Below are 21802 nucleotides of genomic sequence, written 5' to 3' on the forward strand. Positions count from 1 at the left end.
ATTTTAATTAGTCTGTTCCTTGTTCTCGAAGAAAAGAGACGGTAATGCGAAAAAATGAACCTTGGTGGGTCGCTGTCTATCTTCCTTGCGCCTGTGCGTTCGGCCTATTATTTATGTGTGTGTCCTTTCAGGTTGCCGGGTATTGGGTGAGTGGTGGCGAGGACGTGGCCTTACTTATAAGAGAGAATATGCCGCTTTATCTGAAAATGGCTGGAGTTGGCTTTATTCTAGGTTTTGTCTTGTGGTTGTCTAATGTTCGTTGAACGTCGGATTTACTTGTTTTATAGATGCTTTTTACCTCTTCAAGGATGATCAATGAAATCCGTAAAATACTCGCTCCTGGCCTTCCTCATGTCCTGCCTGGTGGCCGGCTGGGGCCTGGTGTATGTCGGCCGTATCAAGTGGGGTATCTGGGTCGCCGTGTTGCTGTATGGCGGTTTCGCGTTGTTGGGGGCGCTGGGGCTGGTCGCTACCCCTATTGGGCTGTACGGGCTATTTGCCTTCTTGATCACCGTCAAACTGGGCTCAGCCATCCTGTCCGCCGTGCTGGCTCGTCGCTACAACGGACCGCCCAATGTGCCACGCAAGCGTTTCCATGTCCTTTACGTCGGGGTGATGGTGATCGCGGTACTGATGCTCGATGTATTGCGGGTACCCGTGCTGGGGTTCAAAAATTACTACATCCCATCCGGGTCGATGGTGCCGACGCTGTCCATTGGCGACTACATCCTGACCGACCTGCGCGCGGGTCCGCCCAAGGTGGGGGATATCGTGGTGTACCGCTGGAATGGCACTGAAGCGGTCAAGCGCGTGGCGGGTGTTGCTGGGGATACATTAGCCTTGGTGAACGGTGAACTGATCCACAACGGCGAAAACCTCGGGTTGTTTCACGCACCGGCCGACCGCGTAAAAGGGCCCGAATCCCTTGAAATGGCACCGGTCACGGTCGAGCCAGGGCACCTCTTTTTGCTGGGCGACAACCGCTGGAGCAGCAACGACAGCCGCTTCATGGGCCAGGTCGCGGTTGAGGACGTGGTGGGCAAGGTGACGGGCATCTGGTTCTCAAATGACCGGGCGCGTATCGGGACGACGTTCCCATGAGCCTTTCGAGTGGGGCGTGTCGGGTTGTGCAGTGGTTGTGCCTGCTGGTGATGTGCGGCAGCGCCAGCGTATTCATATTGGCCTGGCTTTACCTCGATCGCAGCGCGTCAGTGCTGGGCGTGGCGGCAGGCGCTTTTGTGTGGTGCGGCATTGGCCTGTTGTTTGCGTTTGTGTTTGAACGGTCTCGCACTGCCGCAGCCACGCTCCGGTTTATGTTGACTCGGACAGTGGCGCTGCTGATGCTTGCGGCGGTTGCGGCCTATCTGGTTGGCCTGCTGTGGGTCGAGCCGGAACACGATTTTATGGAGGCTCAGTTAAAAGGGGCATCGTGCGGCAAGTACACGGGTGTGATTGAAAAAGGGTGGGAGCAAATCTGCGCTGATTCAAAGCAGCCGCAAACGCCTTGAAGCTGGCTGGGCTTGGATAGGCAGTCAGTTTGGTCCTTTTGGTTTTTCAAACTTCGTTGAGCGTTTTTGATGATGAATCGATATGAAGGAAAGCCCTTCCTCCGCCTTCTTGAATGCTACGTCCTGTCGGCCATTGGTGCGCTGTCCGATCAGCAACGCGCCGATTTGACGGCACTCGAACCCAAGTTGCACGAACTGTATGGGACGCAGGGCAGTTGGTCTGATGTTGTCGCCACTCAGATGGATTTTCCGACTTCGTTGGAGGAAAAAATCAGAGCAGTGTGGCGCACAAATTCGGAAAAATTCGCCCAGGCCGGTGTGCCGATAATCGCCGAAGACTTTGCCAGAAACTTTGTCGACACCAATTTTCCGTCTTAAAGCTGGAGCAACACCGCATGGACGCAAGCAACACCGCTAAACGCCCGACCATCCTGGCCAGCATCGGACGCCGCCTGGCCGCGCGCCTCATCGATTGCGCCCTCGCGGTGCTGATCTTTTTCGTCGTCAAATTCGCCGCCGGGGCGCTGTCTGTCTACGTTCCTGCGGTGACGCCCAAGGCGGGTTTTCTTTGCGCGTTTTTTGCGGCCTTCGCCTACTTCCTGCTCGCTGATGCGCTCCCCAACGGCCAGAGCCTGGGCAAGCGCCTGCTGAGCATTGCCACCGTCGACCGCAAGACCCGTAAAGGCTGCAGCATTTCCCAGTCATTCACGCGTAATTCCGGCGCGCTGGTGGTGATCGATTGGGTGTGGATCTTCATGGAATCCAGGACGCGCCTGGGCGACATGTTCGCCAAGACGATTGTGATCAACACGTGAGCAGGGCTGCGTTTCACACCGATCAAAGTGAGCGGGCTTGCTGTTGCCAGGGAGCTTGCTGTGGCGAGGGAGCTTGCTCCCGCTGACTGCGTAGCAGTCTCCGGCTTTTGAAACCCACTCATCACAGCAGTGACACAGCCTTTACAGCAACTTACGCTGTACCGCCTCATCCAGCGTACTGCGCGTCAACGCCTCGACCACTTCCCTCGTGTCAGTCTGGAACGGCAGGCCCACGATCAACACCAAGTGCACCCAAGTGCGTACCGACTCACTCTTTTTGACCCGGCCCAACTCCTTGCCGTCCTTGTCCTTGAATACGGTTTCAAGGGTAAAGACGTTCTTCGCAGTGGTCGGGATGATGCAGAACGTGAAGCCGGTGATAAACGCCGAAACCGGGCTGTACTCTTCATTGTTGTGCAGCGTGGCATCCACATAGAGGTCCGAGTCGACCTTGTCGGTGCTGACCCGCGAAAAGCGATTGGACTGTTGGAAGGTGTCGGCCACCGCCTTTTCCCACAGCACGACCGGGGCACCGACCGCCGCGTTGCCCGGGCCGCCGTTGACGTGGTTTTGCGCCGTGGTGCGCACGTACGCCGTCGGTTTTTGCGCGGGCGCATTTGCAGTCGGAGGCCAGGTCTGCACTGCTGGCAGTTCGTGTTGTGAGTAGGACACGCAGCCAGTCAACAAGACCGCCGCGAGTACCAGGCAGTGTTTGATCAATCCTTTCATGTGTTGCTCCTGAAACTAAGGTTTCGCCAGGTTGGCGGTAGCGGTGTCGAGTAGTTGTGTGACCAGTTTGGTCAGTTGCTGGCCGCCCATCGAAGGCGCCCAATATTGGCCGCTGTACAGCCCGACATTGTGTTCGAACTTGATCGACTCCTTGGCCGACGCCAGTTCTTTGCCATTGCGATCAACGATGACTAGGTCACCGGCGACGTCAAAGCTGTCTACGTAGATCGGCCCGTTGACCCAGATCCAGATGGTCAGCGTCAGCAGTGCGCCGGGTACGTACGCCGGGTGCGGGGCGCGATGACCTTTGAGGGAGGTCATGTTGAATTTGAGGGTGACGTCGTGCTCGCCCAGGCGTACCGGATACTCGGTGACCTGTTTGAAGTAGCCCGCCGTGCGCACGTACTGATTGATCTGGGCTGTGAGGGAGCGGCTGATGGCCGTTTTGTTGGCCTCGTTGACGTCGGTGGCAGTCACCGTCACATCGGCGACTTGCGCACTGCGTGGGCTGCTGGTGGAAGCCGGATGAAGCGGTGCGCCGATTGGGCCGGTGACGGTATATGACACACAACCGGTCATCGATAACGCGGCGACGAGCGCCGTCGCTCGGAGAAGGGTTTTCAACACGCAATATCCCTATAAATGAATGAGCCAAGCCACTGTCTCGTCCCTTGGGGGCATAACTTGAGCACACAATATTATTTGCTGAATGAAGGCCAATAGCCATCATTCTTTTTGTTTTCCTGACAATGCCTTAGCGCATTTTGACTGGGCGTTTGGAGGTGAGTGCCAGTAAAGCGGCGCCACGCGGGCGTCAAAACAACTTGAGAACGCCTTTCAACTCCGTAAAATGCCGCGATTGTTTAAGGCTCGACACTTTTCAGGGACGACTTCATACATGCGTGTGTTTGCCGTATTTCTCACGGTCTGCCTCATGGCGGGCTGTGCTTCCAAGCCGGATTACTACATCTCCCCGGCGCCTGTGACCATTCCCAAGACTGCGACCTACTGGCTCGACACCTTCGACGTAGAGGTGGTGGGCAAGAACGAACGCTTCCTGCCGGATGACAAAGTGCGCCAGCAACTCGGTGTCGATCTGGTCGACCGCCTGCTCAAGTCCAAGCGCTACGCCAGCAGCAAGGACAAGGCCGATTACCTGCTGGATGTGAACGTCATCTATACCCGGCGCATACAAGACACCCAAGGCGGTTTCATGACGGCCATCGTCGATGACAAGACCATCCTCGCCAGTGTCGACTTCAACTACCAGGTCAAGATCAAGAAAGCCGGCGCCGAGGTGCTGCATTTCTCTCAGGCTCGCCAAGGGCTGATGCCTGGCGGGTACAAGGGCGACTGGCAGAACATGAAAACGATGGCCGGGGTGCTGACCAACTCTGGCAACTCCAGCGTCGAGACCTTCTACACCGGTTTGTTGAGCCGATTTATTGTTGACGACCTGCGTGGCATTCCGTCTCGCTAGCGTTAGCTGCCGCACCCGTTTTCCCACTTAGGAGCATCCTGTGAAAACACTGTCCAAAATCCTGCTGTCCGGCCTCACCGCCGCAGCGCTGCTGACCGTGGCCGGTTGCGCCACGGAGAGCAACCGCGCCATGCCGGTGGAACAAGTTGCCAGCGCCAACGTCGCCTATTCCGGCGTGCGTGTACCGATTGCCGTGGGCAAGTTCGACAACCGTTCCAGCTACATGCGCGGCATCTTCTCCGACGGCGTTGACCGTCTCGGCGGCCAGGCCAAGACCATCCTGATCACTCACCTGCAGCAGACCAACCGCTTCAGCGTGCTGGACCGCGACAACATGGGCGAGATCTCCCAGGAAGCCGCGATCAAAGGCACCGTGCAGAAGCTTAAAGGCGCTGACTACGTGGTGACGGGCGACGTGACCGAGTTCGGTCGCAAAGAAACCGGCGACCGCCAGCTGTTCGGCATCCTCGGCCGTGGCAAGACCCAAGTGGCCTACGCCAAAGTCGCGTTGAACATCGTCAACATCAGCACCTCCGAAGTGGTGTATTCCACCCAGGGCGCCGGTGAGTACGCGCTGTCCAACCGTGAAGTGATTGGCTTCGGCGGCACCGCCAGCTACGACTCCACCCTCAATGGCAAGGTCCTCGACCTGGCCATGCGTGAAGCCATCAATCGCCTCGTCGACGGCATCAACGCCGGCGCCTGGAACCCACGCAACTGATCAGCAGCACCTCAAGGAGCAGTACAAGGATGAGCAAGGCAGTCAAGTTGGCGCTGATGCTGACAGCAGTGGCGACGGTCGCCGGGTGCCAGACGGCGCCCCAGCCGCTGTACCAATGGGAAAGTTATCAGCCGCAGGTTTACGAGTACTTCAAGGGCGAGCCCAAGGAGGCGCAGGTCGAGGCGCTGGAGCGGGATCTGCAGAAGATCAACGCCAGTGGCCGCAAGGCCCCGCCGGGTTACCACGCCCACCTGGGCATGCTGTACCTGAGCATGGGCAAGGATGACCAGATGGTGCAGGAATTTCGCACCGAGAAGGCACTGTTCCCTGAGTCCGCCTCGTACATGGACTTTTTGCTGAAAAACGCCAAGACCGGAGTCGCCACTAAATGAGCCTGTTGAAACTCACTGGCGCCTTGCTGGCCCTGGCCTTGCTCGGCGGTTGCGCAGCTCCCAAGACCATTGATTACACGGCCTATAAACAGGCACGACCGAAGTCGATCCTGGTTCTGCCGCCGATCAATGAATCGCCGGAAGTGCAGGCGTCCTACAGCATGGTCTCGCAAGTGACCTACCCGTTGGCCGAAGCCGGCTACTACGTGTTGCCGATTGCCCTGGTGGACGAAACCTTCCGCCAGAACGGGCTGACCACCGCCAACGATATCCAGGCGGTGCCACCGGCGAAGCTGCATGACATCTTTGGTGCGGATTCGGCGCTGTACATCACCGTGACCAATTACGGCACCAAGTACATGCTGATCTCCAGCGACACCTCCGTGACGGCCTCGGCCAAACTGGTCGACCTGCGCACCGGCACCACCCTGTGGACCGGCTCGGCGCATGCGTCCAGCGAGGAAGGCAACAACAACGGCGGCGGTCTCGTCGGCATGCTGATCACGGCGGCGGTCAAGCAAGTGATCAACAGTTCTACCGACGCGGCGCATCCGATTGCCGGCATCACCAGTGCGCGCCTGCTGTCGCCGGGCCAGCGTGCGGGGATCCTGTACGGTCCGCGTAACCCGAAATACGGCACTGACTGATTGAACGGTTCGGCGGGGCAGGTGTTTCTGCCCCGCCGAACGGTTTAACCCGAACAGCCAGCGCCTTGCGTCTGACCTTGTGAACGGATCATTCATTCACGAGGTTCAGCCCATGTCCCGTCCTCTGCTCTTCCTGCGTCCTGCTGCCCAGGGCTTTGCCGTTACCTTGCTGGTGACGCTGGCCGGTTGTGGGCTGTCCTCTTCCCACGATGTGGCCAAGCCTGACGAAGCGGCACCAGTCTTCGAGCTGCAAAGCGCTCCAGTGCAAGGCGCTCTGGTTAAACGCATGCCGATGCCTGCGCCCATGAGCGCACGAAGGGTGATGCAGGAGTCCGTGGCGATGGACTACCGCAGCGAACCCCGCGAACAGTACGAAAACCTGCCGGACAACCCGGTGCATCGCGTGGCTGAAACGCCGGTTTCAACCTTCAGCGTGGACGTTGACACCGGCAGCTACGCCAACGTAAGACGCTTCCTCAACCAAGGCAGCCTGCCGCCTGAAGGCGCTGTACGACTGGAGGAAATGGTCAACTACTTCCCCTACCACTACGCGCTGCCCACCGACGGCTCGCCCTTTGGCGTAACCACCGAAGTGGCCGCCACACCGTGGAACCCTCACACCCAGTTGCTGCGCATCGGCATCAAGGCCTCCGACCGCGCCGTGGCGCAACTGGCGCCGGCCAACCTGGTGTTCCTGGTGGACGTGTCCGGCTCCATGGACCGCCGCGAAGGCTTGCCACTGGTGAAAAGTACGCTGAAATTGCTGGTGGACCAGTTACGCGATCAAGACCGTGTTTCTTTGGTGGTCTACGCCGGGGAGTCCCGCGTAGTGCTCAAGCCTACTTCGGGTCGTGACAAAGAGAAGATCCGCAACGCCATCGACCAACTCACTGCCGGCGGTTCAACGGCGGGCGCATCCGGCATTGAACTGGCCTACCAGATGGCCCGCGAAGGCTTTATCGACAAGGGCATCAACCGCATCCTGTTAGCCACCGACGGTGACTTCAACGTGGGCATCAGCGACTTCGACAGCCTCAAGCAAATGGCGGTAGAGCAGCGCAAAAGTGGCGTTTCCCTGACCACCCTCGGCTTTGGTGTGGATAACTACAACGAACACCTGATGGAGCAACTGGCCGACGCGGGTGATGGGAACTACGCCTATATCGACAACCTGCGTGAAGCCCGCAAAGTGTTAGTCGATCAACTCAGCTCGACCCTGGCGGTCGTGGCTCGGGATGTGAAATTGCAGGTGGAATTCAACCCGGCGCGCGTCAGCGAATATCGCCTGCTGGGTTATGAAAACCGCGCGTTGAAGCGTGAGGACTTCAACAACGACAAGGTCGACGCGGGTGAAATCGGGGCCGGGCATACGGTCACTGCGCTGTACGAAATTGTGCCCAAGGGCGAGAAAGGTTGGCTGGAGCCTTTGCGCTACGCTGCTGCGCCGGCCGCCGAGGATAAATCCACTGAGCTGGCGATGCTGCGTGTGCGCTACAAGCCGGCGGCGGGTGGTGACAGCCAGTTGATCGAGCGGCCCATCAGCACTGTGTCGAGCAAGGCCAGCGATGACCTGCGTTTCGCCGCCGCAGTGGCCGCTTTCGCCCAACAGCTCAAGGGCGATGGCCGCTACACTGGCAGCATGAGCCTGCAGGACACTGCCGCACTGGCCCGCTCGGCCCGAGGCGACGACCCCTTCGGGCTGCGTAATGAGTTTGTGCAACTGGTGGAATTGGCGCAGAGCCTTAAACCTGTGGCCAAACCGTGAATAAAGGGAGTTAGCCGTCGATATGCCCGCTCCAGACGTCCTACCCAGCGACGAATCACTGCTGGCCCGCTACCGAACCGGCGACAGTGCCGCGTTCGAAGCCCTGTACGCCCGGCACCGCCAGGGCCTGTACCGATTCCTCGTGTCCTTGAGCAACAAGACCGAACTGGCCGAGGAAATCTACCAGGAGACCTGGCTCAGCCTGATCCGCAGCGCCACCCAGCCACAAGGCCGGGCGAGTTTTCGTACATGGTTGTTCCAGATCGCCCGCAACCGCCTGATCGATTACTGGCGCAAGCACGGCATCCACAACCCGCTGCACGACAGTTACGACGAGCAACTGCACGCCCAGGCCGACGACAGCGCCGGCCCCGAGCAGCAGCTGAGCCTGAGTCGCGACCAGGCGCGGCTCGACGCTGCGCTGCAAGACCTGCCCGAAGACCAGCGTGAAGTCTTCCTGCTGCGCCTGCACGGCGACCTCGAAGTCCCGCAAATCGCCGCCCTCACCGGCACCCCGCTGGAAACCGTCAAAAGCCGCCTGCGTTACGCCCAGCAGAAACTGCGCCGCCTGCTGGCCGAGGAGATACCCGCATGACCGACTCCCGACACACCCCGGACCCCGACGACATGCTGCTCCAGCACATGCGTCAACACAGCACCGGCGAGCCGCCCGCGTCCCTCGACGCCTTCATCCTCAACACCGCCCGCCGCGAAGCCCCGGCACCGCAACCGAACCTGTGGCAACGCTGGTTGCAAGCCTGCCAACGGCCACGCTGGCAAATGGCATTCGCCACGGTTGCAGGCTTGGCCCTGATGATCGGCGTGGTGATGCGCTCGCCCGTGCCGCAACCCGAAATCTCCACGGCGACCTTCTCGGCGCTGCATGAGCAAGCCGCGCCTGCCGCTGCGCCGCCAATGTCCGCGCCGGCACCCGTGGCCCGACTGGCCATCGCGCACAATGCCGAACGTGCGCAAGTCATGGGCTCGATGGCGGATGAGTCGAGCGCCAAGCTGAGTAAGCGCGCGCCGGTGGCGTTACCTTCGTTGGAGGAGGGGTTGCAGGAAATCATCAACCTGCGTGACGTTGGGGAGACCAGAGCGGCAGATGAGAAATTGTTGGCCTTGCATCAGCGCTTTCCTGAAGTGGACTTGCCAGCGCGCTTGGAGGCGTTGCAGAAACACTGAGTCGTCGCTCACAAAAAAGCCCCAGGCCTTTCGACCTGGGGCTTTCTCATCATATCTGGTGCACCCGGCGGGATTCGAACCCACGACCCCTGCCTTCGGAGGGCAGTACTCTATCCAGCTGAGCTACGGATGCTTGTGCGGGCGACATCATACCCATGTCGACCTTGGGCGTCCATGCTGGTCTTTGGGCGTTCACGTGTAGGAATTTGCCGTACAGAGGCCCTAAGCCGGGCACCACCGATCAGGGCGCGGGAACCCGAGCCATCTACGCTGATCAGATAAATCCGATAGAAGCGTCGTTTTCGTTCTTTTTTTCGAACAGACTATTGCCCTGTACCCCCATTGATCCTAGGATTCGTTTGAGATTTCAAACGCTCTGTCTCCCGCGTGCGCTTTCACTCCTTTTGCGCGCTGGGGCTGATTTCCCTGACGGCAGCCCACAAGGCGCCTTTCAACAACTCTAATTCGCTCCGCGTGCGCGCGGTGCTGTTAAGGAAAGCCGACATGCAGCTTAAAGATGCCCAGTTGTTCCGCCAGCAAGCCTTTATCGATGGCGCTTGGGTCGATGCGGACAACGGTCAAACGATCAAGGTCAACAACCCTGCCACGGGCGAGATTCTCGGCACCGTGCCAAAGATGGGCGCCGCTGAAACCCGCCGCGCCATCGAAGCCGCCGACAAGGCGCTGCCGGCCTGGCGTGCACTGACCGCCAAGGAGCGCGCCAACAAGCTGCGCCGCTGGTTCGAACTGCTGATCGAAAACCAGGACGACCTTGGTCGCCTGATGACCCTCGAGCAAGGCAAGCCGCTGGCCGAAGCCAAGGGCGAAATCGTCTACGCCGCTTCCTTTATCGAGTGGTTCGCCGAAGAGGCCAAGCGCATCTATGGCGACGTAATCCCTGGTCACCAGCCCGACAAGCGCCTGATCGTGATCAAGCAGCCGATTGGCGTGACCGCTGCGATCACCCCGTGGAACTTCCCGGCCGCGATGATCACCCGCAAAGCCGGCCCGGCCCTGGCCGCCGGTTGCACCATGGTGATCAAGCCGGCTTCGCAAACTCCGTTCTCGGCCCTGGCCCTGGTTGAGCTGGCGCACCGTGCCGGTATCCCAAAAGGCGTGCTGAGCGTGGTGACCGGCAGCGCCGGCGACATTGGCGGCGAGCTGACCAGCAACCCGATCGTGCGTAAATTGTCCTTCACCGGCTCGACCGAAATCGGTCGCCAACTGATGGCCGAATGCGCCAAGGACATCAAGAAAGTCTCCCTGGAGCTGGGTGGCAACGCGCCGTTCATCGTGTTCGACGACGCGGACCTGGATAAGGCCGTCGAAGGCGCGATCATTTCCAAGTACCGCAACAACGGTCAGACCTGCGTCTGTGCCAACCGCCTGTACATTCAGGATTCTGTGTACGACGCTTTTGCCGGAAAACTCAAAGTGGCCGTGGCCAAGTTGAAGATCGGTAACGGTCTGGAAGACGGCACGACCACTGGCCCTCTGATCGACGAAAAAGCTGTGGCCAAGGTACAGGAACACATTGCTGATGCCCTGAGCAAAGGCGCCAAGCTGTTGGCCGGTGGCAAGGTGATGGAAGGCAACTTCTTCGAGCCGACTATCCTGGTCGACGTGCCGAAGGACGCTGCCGTCGCCAAGGAAGAAACCTTCGGCCCGCTGGCGCCGCTGTTCCGTTTCAAGGACGAAGCCGAAGTGATCGCGATGTCCAACGACACCGAGTTCGGCCTGGCCTCCTACTTCTATGCCCGTGACCTGGGCCGTGTGTTCCGTGTGGCTGAAGCCCTGGAATACGGCATGGTCGGCGTCAACACCGGGTTGATCTCCAACGAAGTGGCGCCGTTCGGCGGCATCAAGGCCTCGGGCCTGGGTCGTGAAGGCTCCAAGTACGGGATCGAGGATTACCTGGAAATCAAATACCTCTGCCTGGGCATCTAATCCGTCCGGCAAGGCATTGCAGTAAACGCAGAGGGCACGAGAGCGCTGACCCTTTGCGTGTTTCACCCCGTTATTCGTAGTGGCCGGGAACGCTGTGGCAGTCGATCATCGCATGCTGCCGCAGTTGCCTCCCCGCCACGTATTCCTTGGACCACGCCACCCGATGAGTGGCGAATGAGGACTTTATGAGCAAGACCAACGCATCCCTGATGAAACGCCGCGAAGCCGCTGTCCCGCGCGGTGTTGGCCAGATTCACCCGATCTTCGCCGAATCCGCGAAGAACGCCACCGTGACCGACGTTGAAGGTCGCGAGTTCATCGACTTCGCCGGCGGTATCGCCGTGCTGAACACCGGTCACGTGCACCCGAAAATCATCGCGGCCGTGACCGAGCAACTGAACAAGCTGACGCACACCTGCTTCCAGGTACTGGCCTACGAGCCTTACGTGGAACTGTGCGAAAAAATCAACGCCAAGGTCCCAGGTGATTTCGCCAAGAAAACCCTGCTGGTCACCACCGGTTCCGAAGCTGTCGAAAACGCCGTGAAAATCGCCCGCGCCGCCACCGGCCGTGCTGGCGTGATCGCGTTCACCGGCGCCTACCACGGCCGCACCATGATGACCCTGGGCCTGACCGGTAAAGTCGTGCCTTATTCCGCTGGCATGGGCCTGATGCCAGGCGGCGTGTTCCGCGCGCTGTTCCCGAACGAACTGCATGGCGTGAGCGACGACGATTCCATCGCCAGCATCGAACGCATCTTCAAGAACGATGCCGAGCCGCGTGATATCGCGGCCATCATCATCGAGCCGGTGCAGGGCGAAGGCGGTTTCTACGTCGCGCCTAAATCCTTCATGAAGCGCCTGCGTGAACTGTGCGACAAGCACGGCATCCTACTGATTGCTGACGAAGTGCAAACTGGTGCCGGTCGTACGGGCACCTTCTTCGCGATGGAGCAGATGGGCGTTGCCGCCGACCTGACCACCTTCGCCAAGTCTATCGCTGGCGGCTTCCCGCTGGCCGGTGTGTGCGGCAAGGCCGAGTACATGGACGCCATCGCGCCAGGCGGCCTGGGCGGCACCTACGCCGGTAGCCCGATCGCTTGCGCCGCGGCCCTGGCCGTGATGGAAGTGTTCGAAGAAGAGCACCTGCTGGACCGCTGCAAGGCTGTCGGCGAGCGTCTGGTGACTGGTCTGAAGGCTATCCAGGCCAAGTACCCGGTGATCGGCGAAGTGCGCGCTTTGGGCGCAATGATCGCGGTCGAGCTGTTCGAAGGTGGCGACAGCCACAAGCCAAACGCCGCTGCCGTTGCCGCCGTGGTGGCCAAGGCGCGTGACAAGGGCCTGATCCTGTTGAGCTGCGGCACCTACGGCAACGTGTTGCGCGTGCTGGTCCCGCTGACCTCGCCGGACGAGCAGTTGGACAAAGGCCTGGCGATCATCGAAGAGTGCTTCTCCGAGCTGTAAGCGGAGGCTGACCTGATCGACAGGAAAACCCGCTTCGGCGGGTTTTTTTATGCCCATTGCCGCACATTCAGGCCCTGTTCATTGTACGCAGGCGTCTGCATTGTCTAAGGTTGCAGCATTGCCGATGGAGCGTGCTGGATGACTGCTGTTGATTTACCCGCTGTACCCCGCGTGTTGATTGCCGAGGCGGACCCCTGGTCACGGGACCTGCTCAAGCAAGTGTTGTTGAATGTGCGCTGCGACGCGCGGCTGGATGTGTGTGCCGATGGTCAACAGGCGGCGACGTTGCTGCGAGAGAAAGCCTACGACCTGATCCTGGCCGATTGGGAGCTGCCGGGCATCGATGGCTTGAGTCTGCTGCGCAGCGTGCGCCAGAAGCGCCGCTCGCCCGCGTTGCCGTTCATTCTGCTGAGCAGTCGCAACGACAGCGCCAGCGTGCGCGAAGCCTTGCCCCTGGCACCCACGGCGTACTTGACCAAACCCTTGAATATGGAAGGCCTGACCCAGCGCCTGCAAGACCTGCTGCTCAATGAAGGCGAAACGGTGTACTGCGAGATTGCGCCGCTGTCACCGGGCATAACCTTGCCGGTGTTCCTTGAGCGCCGCCGCGAAGCGTCCGATGGCGCACCCTTGAGCGTCGATGTGAAAGCCGCCGTGCAACACAGCCTCGGGCCCGATGGCCTGGACCTAAAGCGCCTGGAAGACCAGGTGCGCATGGACCCGCAAATCACCGCTGTGCTGATCGCCGCCGCCAACAGCGCCGGCCATCACGGCAACCCCGTGCAAACCCTGCCTGCTGCCTTGCAAAAGCTGGTGCCGGGGCAAAGCATGAACTTGATTCTTGGTCTGGCGCTCAAGCACAACGTGGTGCTGGGTGACCCGGCCCTGTTGGCCTATGCCGAGCGCCATTGGCGATTGTCCCAGGACACCGCCGACTACGCCCGGCGTCTGGCACGCATGTTGGAGTTGGACCACGAACGCTGTTACAGCGCCGGTATCCTCCATCGGCTCGGTGACCTGGCGTTGTTGCGCTGCCTGGAAGACTGGCGCCAGGGCGGTGGTGCATTGTATGACGAAGCAATTGGTGAATCGCTCTACACCTTTGGTGCCGCCTACGGTTCGGCACTGCGCACGCGTTGGCGTTTGCCGCTGGAACTGCGCCAATTGATCGCGGCGATTTATTCGTTGGAGGGCGGTGTGTATGCCAGGGATGCATTGGTGGTGAACCTGGCGGCGCAGATGGCGCGTTTGACGGAACATGAAGGCTTGGAAGAGCTGGCCAGGGGCAAGACTGCGCGATTGCTCAAGGTCGGCTTGTCGGAGCTGACGCGGATCCGCAAGGCGTAGCGTCAGCCCGCAACGACGCGATTTTTGCCCAGGCGCTTGGCCTCGTACATCGCCGCATCGGCGCGGGCGAACAGGCTGTCCAGGGTCGAGTCTTGTTCCGTGAGGCTGGCCAGACCCTGGCTGATGGTCACATTGAACGCCTGGCCCTCATAGCTGAAACCCAGCGCCTGGATCTCTTTGCCCAGCCGCTCAGCCACTTGCAAGGCCATCTCCGGTGCGCAGCCGGGCAGTACGGCGGCGAATTCTTCGCCGCCAATGCGCCCGAACAGGTCGCCACGGCGCAATACCCCGCGACCGCTCTCGGCGATACGGCGCAATACTTGGTCGCCTTCCAGGTGGCCGTAGGTGTCGTTGACGTCCTTGAAGTCATCGATGTCCAGCAGCAGGAAGGCCAGCGGCGCCCCTTGGGCACAGGCCGTGTCAAAGGCCTGGTTGGCGCATTCGAAGAAATGCCGGCGATTGCTGCTCTGGGTCAGCACATCGGTGGTGGCCAGGCGATGAAGCTCCAGCTCCATCTGTTTCTTTTCGGTAATGTCCTCGGCCATGCCCACCACGATCAACGGTTCGCCGGGTTCGACCTGCTGGTTGATGTAGCACTTGTCGCTCAACCAGCGGATCTGCCCGTCGGCGGTGATGATGCGGTACTCGCGATCCTCCACGGCGCCTTGTTCCAGCACGCGGGCCAGGCTGTGTTCGGCGTAGTCGAGGTCTTCGGGGTGAATGCTGTTGCGCCACTCCCGATGATCAGCCAGCAGCAGGCCGGCGGAACGGCCAAAAACGCGTTCATAGGCCGGACTCACGTACAGCACGCGGCGGGTTTCCCAGTCGATGGCCCACAGCACGGCGTTCACGCTTACCAGCATCGAACTCAGCAGTTGCTCACGTTCGCTCAACCGTTCGACTTCACCCTGGGCATGCACCAGTGCCAACAGGGTTGCAGCGGCAGCCGGGCGCGGATGTTCAGCGGTGGGCGGATCGGGCAAGTAGGGATTTTCGTGAACCATCGGCACAACTCTCTCTGGGCGCGCCGCAGGCTGGAACAGCGGTCGCTACAAGGGGCCACCATGATGGCGAAGTGTTCATTGAGAGAGGGTAATTGCAGTGAAGTTCCGTCAACAGGACCGATTGCCGGTGCCCGGTAAATGACGCCAAAAAGCTGATAGGTGGGAGAGCAAGCTCTCCCACCGCACCATCAGACCGCCGCAGGACGCAGCGAATAAGTCTTCAATTGGTGAGCAAAATCCCGCAGGGACTGGATGCCGCTGGCCTCGGCCTCATGTACCCATTCCTTGATGGCCGCCAGCATATCGTGGCCATTGGAACTGGTCTTGAGCCAGATCTGCTGCAGCGCCAAGCGCTTTTCGTAAATCACTTTCAGCGCCTGGCTGTGTTCCAGCATGCTCTGGATACGCACATGGTGGCGGTCATCCAGCAAACTGGTTTCTCGCGACAGGAGGCGCTTGGCGCGGTGGAATTGGTGGCGAACGGAGTGATCGACCTTTTCCAGCTCCTGCTTGACCAGTGGGCCGATCACCAACTTGCGGTACTGGGCCATGATCTGGAAGCGGTTGTTGAGAATCGCCATGGCGGTGTCCATGTCCAGGTGGCCCTTGCCTTCCACGCGGTGGGCGATGGGCGCGACGCGTTGCACCTTGGCCAGGCGCAGGAAGCTGAAGACTTTGATCCATGCCCAGCCCATGTCGAATTCCCACTTCTTCACCGACAGCTTGGCGGAGTTGGGGTAGGTGTGATGGTTGTTATGCAGCTCTTCGCCGCCGACGATGATGCCCCACGGCACCAGGTTGGTCGCCGCGTCACGGCATTCGAAATTGCGATAACCCACGGCATGGCCCAGCCCGTTGATCACGCCGGCGGCCCAGAACGGAATCCACATCATCTGGATCGCCCAGATGGTAATGCCGATGGTGCCGAACAGCAGCAGGTCGATCACGCCCATGATCGCCACGCCCAGCAGCGGGTAGGGCGTGTAGATTTTACGTTCGATCCAGTCTTCCGGGCAGTTCTTGCCGTAGATGCGCAAAGTCTCGGGGTTTTCGGCCTCGGCGCGGTACAGCTCGGCGCCTTTGCGCATCACGGTGGACAGGCCCTTGATGACCGGGCTGTGCGGGTCGTCGACGGTTTCGCACTTGGCGTGGTGCTTGCGGTGGATGGCAGTCCACTCGCGGGTGTTCTGCGCCGTGGTCAGCCACAGCCAGAAGCGGAAGAAGTGTTTCAGCCCGGCATTGAGCTCCAGGGAGCGATGGGCGGAATAGCGATGCAGATAGACTGTGACCGCAACGATGGTCACGTGGGTCATCAACAGAGTGACCGCCACCAGTTGCCAGGCTGACAGGTCAAGAAAACCGTTGTACCACATAGGCTGTATGGCCCTCAGATAAAGAAAAGAACAGCTCACGCATTATCACTAAGCCTACAGAGAAAACCAGCCGCCCTTTCAGATAGGAGTGACTGGATGTTTCTTATTCTATAATCCGCAGCCTTTGTAGGGCGATTCTGTTTTTTTGGTAAGGATTACTGACCATATGCTGTTTTCATACCGAGGTGCCCTGCGTGCGGGGCTGGTATACCTGCTGGTTTCCGTTCTGTGGATCGGCGTCACTCAGCGCGTATTGATCGAGTTTCTCGATAACCCGAGTGAGTTGAACCACTGGCTGCAGGTGCGCGGCTACGTGTGGGTGGCCCTCAGCGCCTTGGCGATTTACCTGATCTGCGCCCGGTTTGCCCGGGCCAACCAGCTGCAACAGCCCCTGAAAGAAAACCGTGAACGCCTGCGCCAGGCCGCCGCCGTGTTCGATTGCACCCGCGAAGGCGTGTTGGTCACCGACGCACAGGGGCTGATCGTGCACGTCAACCGGGCGTTCATGGAGATCACCGGCTACAGCCGCGAAGATGTCATGGGGCATCAGCCCAGCCTGTTCAAGTCCGGTCGCCATTCGTCGAATTTCTATCAACAGATGTTCCAGAGCCTGGAGCGCACCGGCGAATGGAGCGGTGAAATCTGGAACCGCCGTAAAAGCGGTGAGATTTATCCACAGTGGCAGACGATTCGGGTCATTCACGATGACCAAGGGCAGGTCAGCCATTACGTCGCGGTGTTTTCCGACATCAGCGCCATCAAGGACTCCGAGCACGAACTGGCCCACCTCGCGCACCACGATCCGCTGACCGACCTGCCCAACCGCTTGCTGTTCACCGACCGCGCCGAGCAGGCGCTGGCCTCGGCGCAGATCCACAAGCGCGGTTGCGCCCTGCTGTTGCTGGACCTGGACCACTTCAAGATCATCAACGACAGCCTGGGCCATAACGTCGGTGACCAGTTGCTCAAGCTGGTGGGCGAACGCCTCAAGGCGCTGTTTGGCCCTGGCGTGACCCTGGCCCGACTGGGGGGAGATGAGTTCGCGGTGCTGGCGGAAAGTTGTCCACAGGTGGCCCAGGCGGCGGGCCTGGCGCAGCGCATGCTGGACGCGATGAAACAGCCCTTTATCTTTGATGGCCACCAGCTGTTTATCAGCGCGAGCATTGGCATCAGCCTGTTCCCCAACGACGCGCTGAGCGCCGAGCAGTTGCTGCGTAACGCCGATTCTGCGCTGTTCAAGGCCAAGAGCGCCGGGCGCGAAGGCTACGCCTTGTACACCGAGGAGCTGACCGCCCACGCGCAGAATCGCGTGGAAGTCGCCAGCGAGCTGCGCCGCGCCCTCGAACAGCAGGAGCTCTGCGTCTATTACCAACCCGTGCACGACCTGCACAGTAGCTGTCTGATCGGCGTCGAAGCGCTGGTGCGCTGGCAGCACCCGGAACGCGGCCTTGTGCCGCCGGGCGAATTTATCCCGATCGCCGAGCGCACCGGGTTGATTGCCGAAATCGATGCCTGGGTGATGGACCAGGCGTGTCGGCAGATGTGCCAATGGCTGGCTGATGGCGCCCCGCTGAGTTTTATCGCCATCAATGTGTCCAGCCGTCTGTTTGCGCGGCGTGAGCTGTATGAACAGGTCGCCCAGGTGCTGCATGACACGGGCCTGGATCCGGCCTTCCTGGAGTTGGAGGTCACCGAGAGCGCGGTGATGGAAGACCCGGAGGTCGCGCTGGAGCAGATGCACCGTCTGCGGGAGTTGGGGCTGCGCCTGGCGATCGATGATTTTGGTACGGGTTATTCGTCACTGCTGCGCCTCAAGCGGCTGCCGGTGCAGAAGCTCAAGATCGACCAGGGCTTTGTTGCCGGACTGCCCTGGGACGAAGATGACGCGGCCATCGTGCGCGTGGTGATCGCCCTCGCTAAAAGCATGGGCATGCAGGTGCATGCCGAGGGGATCGAGCAGGTTGAACAGGCGCAGTTTCTGTTGGAGCAGGATTGCGATATGGGGCAGGGGTATTGGTTTGGCCGGCCGATGCCGGCGAGTGAAATCGACTGGAACCGAGCCCCTCCAATCCAGAATTGAAATGTGGCCAGAATGTGGGAGCGGGCTTGCTCGCGAATGCGGTGTACCAGTCGCCACCTGTGCTGGCTGACCCACCGCATTCGCGAGCAAGCCCGCTCCCACATTTGGATCTTTTCAAGGCTTAATTTCAGCGGCATCTCAAAAAATCTGCACGCAACCCCACGCCCCACCAGAAAATTCTTTCTGGTTATATAAACATTCTTAAATAGTATTTTTAAGAATATCCGCGCTTATCTACTATCGCTCTCACGCCGCAAGCAGTGCCGCCACTGCGAGGCACTATTCATTTCAGGAGCGAGACCATGAGCGCATCTCTACGTAGCGTCGACGGCCAGGACGAAGCAGCCATTTTGCGTGAGATCCAGAGCGCCCTGCGCGATCTGCGGTTTGGCGCGGTGGAAATCACTGTGCACAACGCGCAAGTGGTACAGATCGAACGCAAAGAAAAATTCCGTTTGCAGAACCCGGGTAACAAACCGAGCTAAGCAGTAACGGCGATAGACCCGCACTTAATAAGAAAAAGCCAACACCCCAGAATTTCAGGAGCTTCTATGTCGTCGATTCGCCGTTATGCCCTGGCCGCCCTGGCCAGCGCCGTGTTTGCAGGTTCCGCCGTTGCCAAGGACTACGAGTTGCTCAACGTCTCGTACGACCCGACCCGTGAGCTGTACCAGGACTACAACGCTGAGTTCACCAACTTCTGGAAACAGTCCCACCCCGGCGACAACGTCAAGATCCAGCAATCCCACGGGGGGTCGGGCAAGCAAGGCCGCGCGGTGATCGACGGCCTGCGCGCCGACGTGGTCACCCTGGCCCTGGCCGGTGACATCGACGAAATCGCCAAGCTGGGCAAGACCCTGCCGGAAAACTGGCAGACCCGCCTGCCGGACGCCAGCACCCCGTACACCTCGACCATCGTGTTCCTGGTGCGCAAGGGCAACCCTAAAGGCATCAAGGATTGGGGCGACCTGATCAAGAAAGACGTGTCCGTGATCACCCCGAACCCGAAAACGTCCGGCGGCGCGCGCTGGAACTTCCTCGCCGCCTGGGCCTACGGCCTGAAAACCGGTGGCAGCGAAGCCAAGGCCCAGGAATACGTGAAAGAACTGTTCAAGCACGTACCTGTGCTGGACACCGGTGCTCGCGGTTCAACCATCACTTTCGTCAACAACGGTCAGGGTGACGTGTTGCTGGCCTGGGAAAACGAAGCGTTCCTGGCGTTGAAGGAAGACGGCGGCGCCGACAAGTTCGATATCGTCGTGCCTTCCCTGTCGATTCTCGCGGAGCCGCCAGTGGCCGTGGTCGACAAGAACGCCGAGAAAAAGGGCAACACCGAAATCGCCACTGAATACTTGAAACACCTGTACAGCCCGGCTGGCCAGGAGATTGCGGCGAAGAACTTCTACCGCCCACGCGATGCGAAAGTGGCCGCCAAATACGCCCAGCAGTTCCCGAAACTGGACCTGGTGACTATCGACAAAGACTTCGGCGGCTGGAAAACTGCCCAACCGAAATTCTTTAACGACGGTGGCGTGTTCGACCAGATTTACACCGCGCAGTAAGCCGAGCAACAACCCGCCCACGGAGCCCGCATTCACCTGCGGGTTTTGTGTGTCAGTTCCCTTAACCAAGGACTCTTATGTCGCGTCGTATCTCCCCCGTCATACCCGGCTTCGGGCTGACGCTGGGCTACACCGTGGTGTACCTCAGCCTGATCGTACTCATCCCCCTCGCGGCGATGTTTGTACACGCCGCTCAACTCACCTGGGATCAGTTCTGGAACATCATCTCCGCACCACGCGTGCTGGCGGCGTTGCAACTGAGCTTCAGCACCGCGCTGTACGCCGCGTTGATCAACGGCGTGATCGGTACGCTGCTGGCCTGGGTGCTGGTGCGCTACACCTTCCCCGGCCGCAAGGTCATCGATGCGATGATCGACCTGCCTTTCGCCTTGCCCACCGCTGTCGCCGGTATCGCGCTGACCGCGCTGTACACGCCTAACGGCCTGGTTGGCCAGTTCGCCGCCGACCTGGGCTTCAAGATCGCCTACACCCCGTTGGGTATCACCCTGGCGCTGACCTTCGTCACGCTGCCGTTTGTGGTGCGCACGGTGCAGCCGGTATTGGCCGATATCCCCCGGGAAGTCGAAGAAGCCGCCGCCTGCCTGGGCGCCAAGCCGTTGCAGGTGTTCCGTCATATCCTGGTGCCCGCGTTGCTGCCCGCCTGGTTGACCGGTTTCGCCCTGGCGTTCGCCCGTGGCGTCGGTGAGTACGGTTCGGTGATCTTCATCGCTGGCAACATGCCGATGAAAACCGAGATCCTGCCGCTGCTGATCATGGTCAAGCTCGACCAATACGACTACCGCGGCGCCACGTCCATCGGCGTGTTGATGCTGGTGGTTTCCTTTGTCCTGCTGCTGCTGATCAACTTGCTGCAGCGGCGCATCGAACGTCCATAAGGAGGCGCGGAACATGTCCCAATCGTCTATTTCCGCCGCGTCCTCGGCCAACGCCGCCCGTCGTGGCAGTGCTGCATCGCGACGTATCCTGATCGGCCTTGGCTGGCTGGTGTTTGCGCTGTTTTTGCTGTTGCCACTGCTGATCGTGGTGACACAAGGTTTGAAGAATGGCCTCGGCGCGTTTTTTACCGCGATCCTTGAGCCCGACGCGTTGTCGGCGCTGAAGCTCACGGTGATCGCCGTGGCAATTTCGGTGCCGCTCAACCTGGTATTCGGCGTCAGCGCCGCCTGGTGCGTGAGCAAATACTCGTTCCGTGGCAAAAGCATCCTGGTGACGCTCATCGATTTGCCCTTCTCGGTGTCGCCGGTGATCGCCGGTCTGGTCTATGTGCTGATGTTCGGCGCCCAGGGCTTCTTTGGCCCGTGGCTGCAGGACCATGACATCCAGATCGTATTCGCCTTGCCCGGCATTGTGCTGGCAACTATCTTCGTCACCGTGCCCTTCGTGGCCCGTGAACTGATCCCGCTGATGCAGGAGCAGGGCACCCAGGAAGAAGAAGCCGCGCGCCTGCTCGGTGCGAATGGCTGGCAGATGTTCTGGCATGTGACCGTGCCGAACATCAAATGGGGCCTGATCTACGGCGTGGTGCTGTGTACCGCGCGGGCCATGGGTGAGTTCGGCGCGGTGTCGGTGGTGTCCGGCCACATTCGCGGCGTGACCAACACCTTGCCGCTGCACGTCGAGATTCTCTACAACGAATACAACCACGTTGCCGCGTTTGCGGTAGCGAGTCTGTTGCTGATCCTGGCGCTCTTCATCCTGCTGCTCAAGCAGTGGAGCGAGAACCGTATAAACCGCCTGCGCGCCGGTGCGGCTGAGGAATAAGT

At 60.2% G+C, this 21802-nt stretch carries 23 protein-coding genes and 1 tRNA gene; 19 read left to right on the forward strand and 5 right to left on the reverse strand.

What is annotated here, in order from left to right:
* The first annotated feature begins 315 nt into the window (after window positions 1-315).
* The 4 genes from lepB (at window position 316) to HX823_RS06190 (ending at window position 2323) form a co-directional block, all read left to right on the forward strand.
* On the forward strand, window positions 316-1101 hold the full coding sequence (gene lepB / locus HX823_RS06175; RefSeq protein WP_177074403.1) for a signal peptidase I: 786 nt from the start codon (window positions 316-318) through the stop codon (window positions 1099-1101).
* On the forward strand, window positions 1098-1508 hold the full coding sequence (locus tag HX823_RS06180) for a hypothetical protein (RefSeq protein WP_218169651.1): 411 nt from the start codon (window positions 1098-1100) through the stop codon (window positions 1506-1508). Before lepB ends, HX823_RS06180 begins: the two co-directional genes overlap by 4 nt.
* Before the next feature lie 69 nt (window positions 1509-1577).
* Entirely contained in the window at window positions 1578-1886 is a 309-nt protein-coding gene (locus HX823_RS06185) for a hypothetical protein (RefSeq protein ID WP_177074404.1), read from the forward strand.
* Between the two features lie 17 nt (window positions 1887-1903).
* Entirely contained in the window at window positions 1904-2323 is a 420-nt protein-coding gene (locus HX823_RS06190) for an RDD family protein (RefSeq protein WP_177074405.1), read from the forward strand.
* A 141-nt stretch (window positions 2324-2464) separates the two neighbouring features.
* Here HX823_RS06190 and HX823_RS06195 read toward each other — a convergent pair whose 3' ends face one another.
* Window positions 2465-3052, reverse strand: coding sequence for a hypothetical protein (locus HX823_RS06195; protein ID WP_177074406.1), 588 nt, complete (start codon window positions 3050-3052; stop codon window positions 2465-2467).
* A 15-nt stretch (window positions 3053-3067) separates the two neighbouring features.
* Entirely contained in the window at window positions 3068-3679 is a 612-nt protein-coding gene (locus tag HX823_RS06200) for a hypothetical protein (RefSeq protein ID WP_038842460.1), read from the reverse strand.
* A gap of 271 nt (window positions 3680-3950) precedes the next feature.
* On the opposite strand from HX823_RS06200, the gene HX823_RS06205 reads away from it, so the two are divergent.
* The 7 genes from HX823_RS06205 (at window position 3951) to HX823_RS06235 (ending at window position 9242) form a co-directional block, all read left to right on the forward strand.
* Window positions 3951-4532, forward strand: coding sequence for a hypothetical protein (locus HX823_RS06205; protein WP_038842462.1), 582 nt, complete (start codon window positions 3951-3953; stop codon window positions 4530-4532).
* Window positions 4533-4572: 40 nt separating this feature from the next.
* Window positions 4573-5253: a CsgG/HfaB family protein gene (locus HX823_RS06210; protein ID WP_010214228.1), complete on the forward strand. Its 681-nt coding sequence runs from the start codon at window positions 4573-4575 to the stop codon at window positions 5251-5253.
* Window positions 5254-5282: 29 nt separating this feature from the next.
* Window positions 5283-5645 (forward strand): DUF4810 domain-containing protein, encoded by a 363-nt coding sequence (locus HX823_RS06215; protein WP_025855472.1) that lies wholly within the window; start codon window positions 5283-5285, stop codon window positions 5643-5645.
* A complete protein-coding gene (locus HX823_RS06220) occupies window positions 5642-6292 on the forward strand; it encodes a DUF799 domain-containing protein (RefSeq protein WP_012721604.1) in 651 nt (216 codons plus the stop codon). The genes HX823_RS06215 and HX823_RS06220 overlap by 4 nt, the downstream gene beginning before the upstream one ends.
* A 112-nt stretch (window positions 6293-6404) precedes the next feature.
* Window positions 6405-8057: a VWA domain-containing protein gene (locus HX823_RS06225; RefSeq protein WP_177074407.1), complete on the forward strand. Its 1653-nt coding sequence runs from the start codon at window positions 6405-6407 to the stop codon at window positions 8055-8057.
* 22 nt (window positions 8058-8079) lie between these two features.
* Window positions 8080-8652, forward strand: coding sequence for an RNA polymerase sigma factor (locus HX823_RS06230; protein ID WP_016976659.1), 573 nt, complete (start codon window positions 8080-8082; stop codon window positions 8650-8652).
* Entirely contained in the window at window positions 8649-9242 is a 594-nt protein-coding gene (locus HX823_RS06235; RefSeq protein ID WP_177074408.1) for a hypothetical protein, read from the forward strand. Before HX823_RS06230 ends, HX823_RS06235 begins: the two co-directional genes overlap by 4 nt.
* Before the next feature lie 56 nt (window positions 9243-9298).
* On the opposite strand, the gene HX823_RS06240 is transcribed toward HX823_RS06235, so the two are convergent.
* Window positions 9299-9375: transfer RNA gene (locus HX823_RS06240), tRNA-Arg, on the reverse strand.
* A 371-nt stretch (window positions 9376-9746) separates the two neighbouring features.
* Here HX823_RS06240 and gabD point away from each other — a divergent pair.
* The 3 genes from gabD (at window position 9747) to HX823_RS06255 (ending at window position 13999) form a co-directional block, all read left to right on the forward strand.
* Complete coding sequence (gene gabD, locus HX823_RS06245; RefSeq protein ID WP_177074409.1) at window positions 9747-11189, forward strand: NADP-dependent succinate-semialdehyde dehydrogenase; 1443 nt, start codon at window positions 9747-9749, stop codon at window positions 11187-11189.
* Between the two features lie 185 nt (window positions 11190-11374).
* A complete protein-coding gene (gene gabT / locus HX823_RS06250; protein ID WP_033898922.1) occupies window positions 11375-12652 on the forward strand; it encodes a 4-aminobutyrate--2-oxoglutarate transaminase in 1278 nt (425 codons plus the stop codon).
* A gap of 138 nt (window positions 12653-12790) precedes the next feature.
* A complete protein-coding gene (locus HX823_RS06255) occupies window positions 12791-13999 on the forward strand; it encodes an HDOD domain-containing protein (RefSeq protein WP_177074410.1) in 1209 nt (402 codons plus the stop codon).
* 2 nt (window positions 14000-14001) lie between these two features.
* Here the strand turns inward: HX823_RS06255 and HX823_RS06260 are convergent, their stop codons facing one another.
* Together HX823_RS06260 and desA are read right to left on the reverse strand one after the other, a co-directional pair.
* Window positions 14002-15003: a sensor domain-containing diguanylate cyclase gene (locus tag HX823_RS06260; RefSeq protein ID WP_038846773.1), complete on the reverse strand. Its 1002-nt coding sequence runs from the start codon at window positions 15001-15003 to the stop codon at window positions 14002-14004.
* 188 nt (window positions 15004-15191) lie between these two features.
* Entirely contained in the window at window positions 15192-16376 is a 1185-nt protein-coding gene (gene desA / locus HX823_RS06265) for a delta-9 fatty acid desaturase DesA (protein WP_033898911.1), read from the reverse strand.
* A gap of 166 nt (window positions 16377-16542) precedes the next feature.
* Between desA and dibA the strand changes: the two genes are divergently transcribed.
* The 5 genes from dibA to cysW all read left to right on the forward strand — a co-directional run bounded on the left by dibA (window position 16543) and on the right by cysW (window position 21800).
* A complete protein-coding gene (gene dibA / locus HX823_RS06270; protein ID WP_177074411.1) occupies window positions 16543-18456 on the forward strand; it encodes a phosphodiesterase DibA in 1914 nt (637 codons plus the stop codon).
* 302 nt (window positions 18457-18758) lie between these two features.
* Complete coding sequence (gene oscA / locus HX823_RS06275) at window positions 18759-18941, forward strand: sulfur starvation response protein OscA (protein ID WP_003170956.1); 183 nt, start codon at window positions 18759-18761, stop codon at window positions 18939-18941.
* A 66-nt stretch (window positions 18942-19007) separates the two neighbouring features.
* Entirely contained in the window at window positions 19008-20018 is a 1011-nt protein-coding gene (locus tag HX823_RS06280; protein ID WP_028615255.1) for a sulfate ABC transporter substrate-binding protein, read from the forward strand.
* A 77-nt stretch (window positions 20019-20095) separates the two neighbouring features.
* Window positions 20096-20914 carry a sulfate ABC transporter permease subunit CysT gene (gene cysT / locus HX823_RS06285; RefSeq protein WP_016975029.1) on the forward strand — a complete coding sequence of 273 codons (819 nt, stop codon included), beginning with the start codon at window positions 20096-20098 and terminating at the stop codon, window positions 20912-20914.
* Window positions 20915-20927: 13 nt separating this feature from the next.
* The gene (gene cysW / locus HX823_RS06290; RefSeq protein WP_038850309.1) at window positions 20928-21800 is read left to right on the forward strand and encodes a sulfate ABC transporter permease subunit CysW; all 873 of its coding nucleotides are present in this window, start codon (window positions 20928-20930) and stop codon (window positions 21798-21800) included.
* Window positions 21801-21802: the final 2 nt, after the last annotated feature.

Origin of the sequence: Pseudomonas sp. P7759, from assembly GCF_013386445.1 — a bacterium.
Taxonomy (GTDB): Bacteria; Pseudomonadota; Gammaproteobacteria; order Pseudomonadales; family Pseudomonadaceae; genus Aquipseudomonas; species Aquipseudomonas azotoformans_A.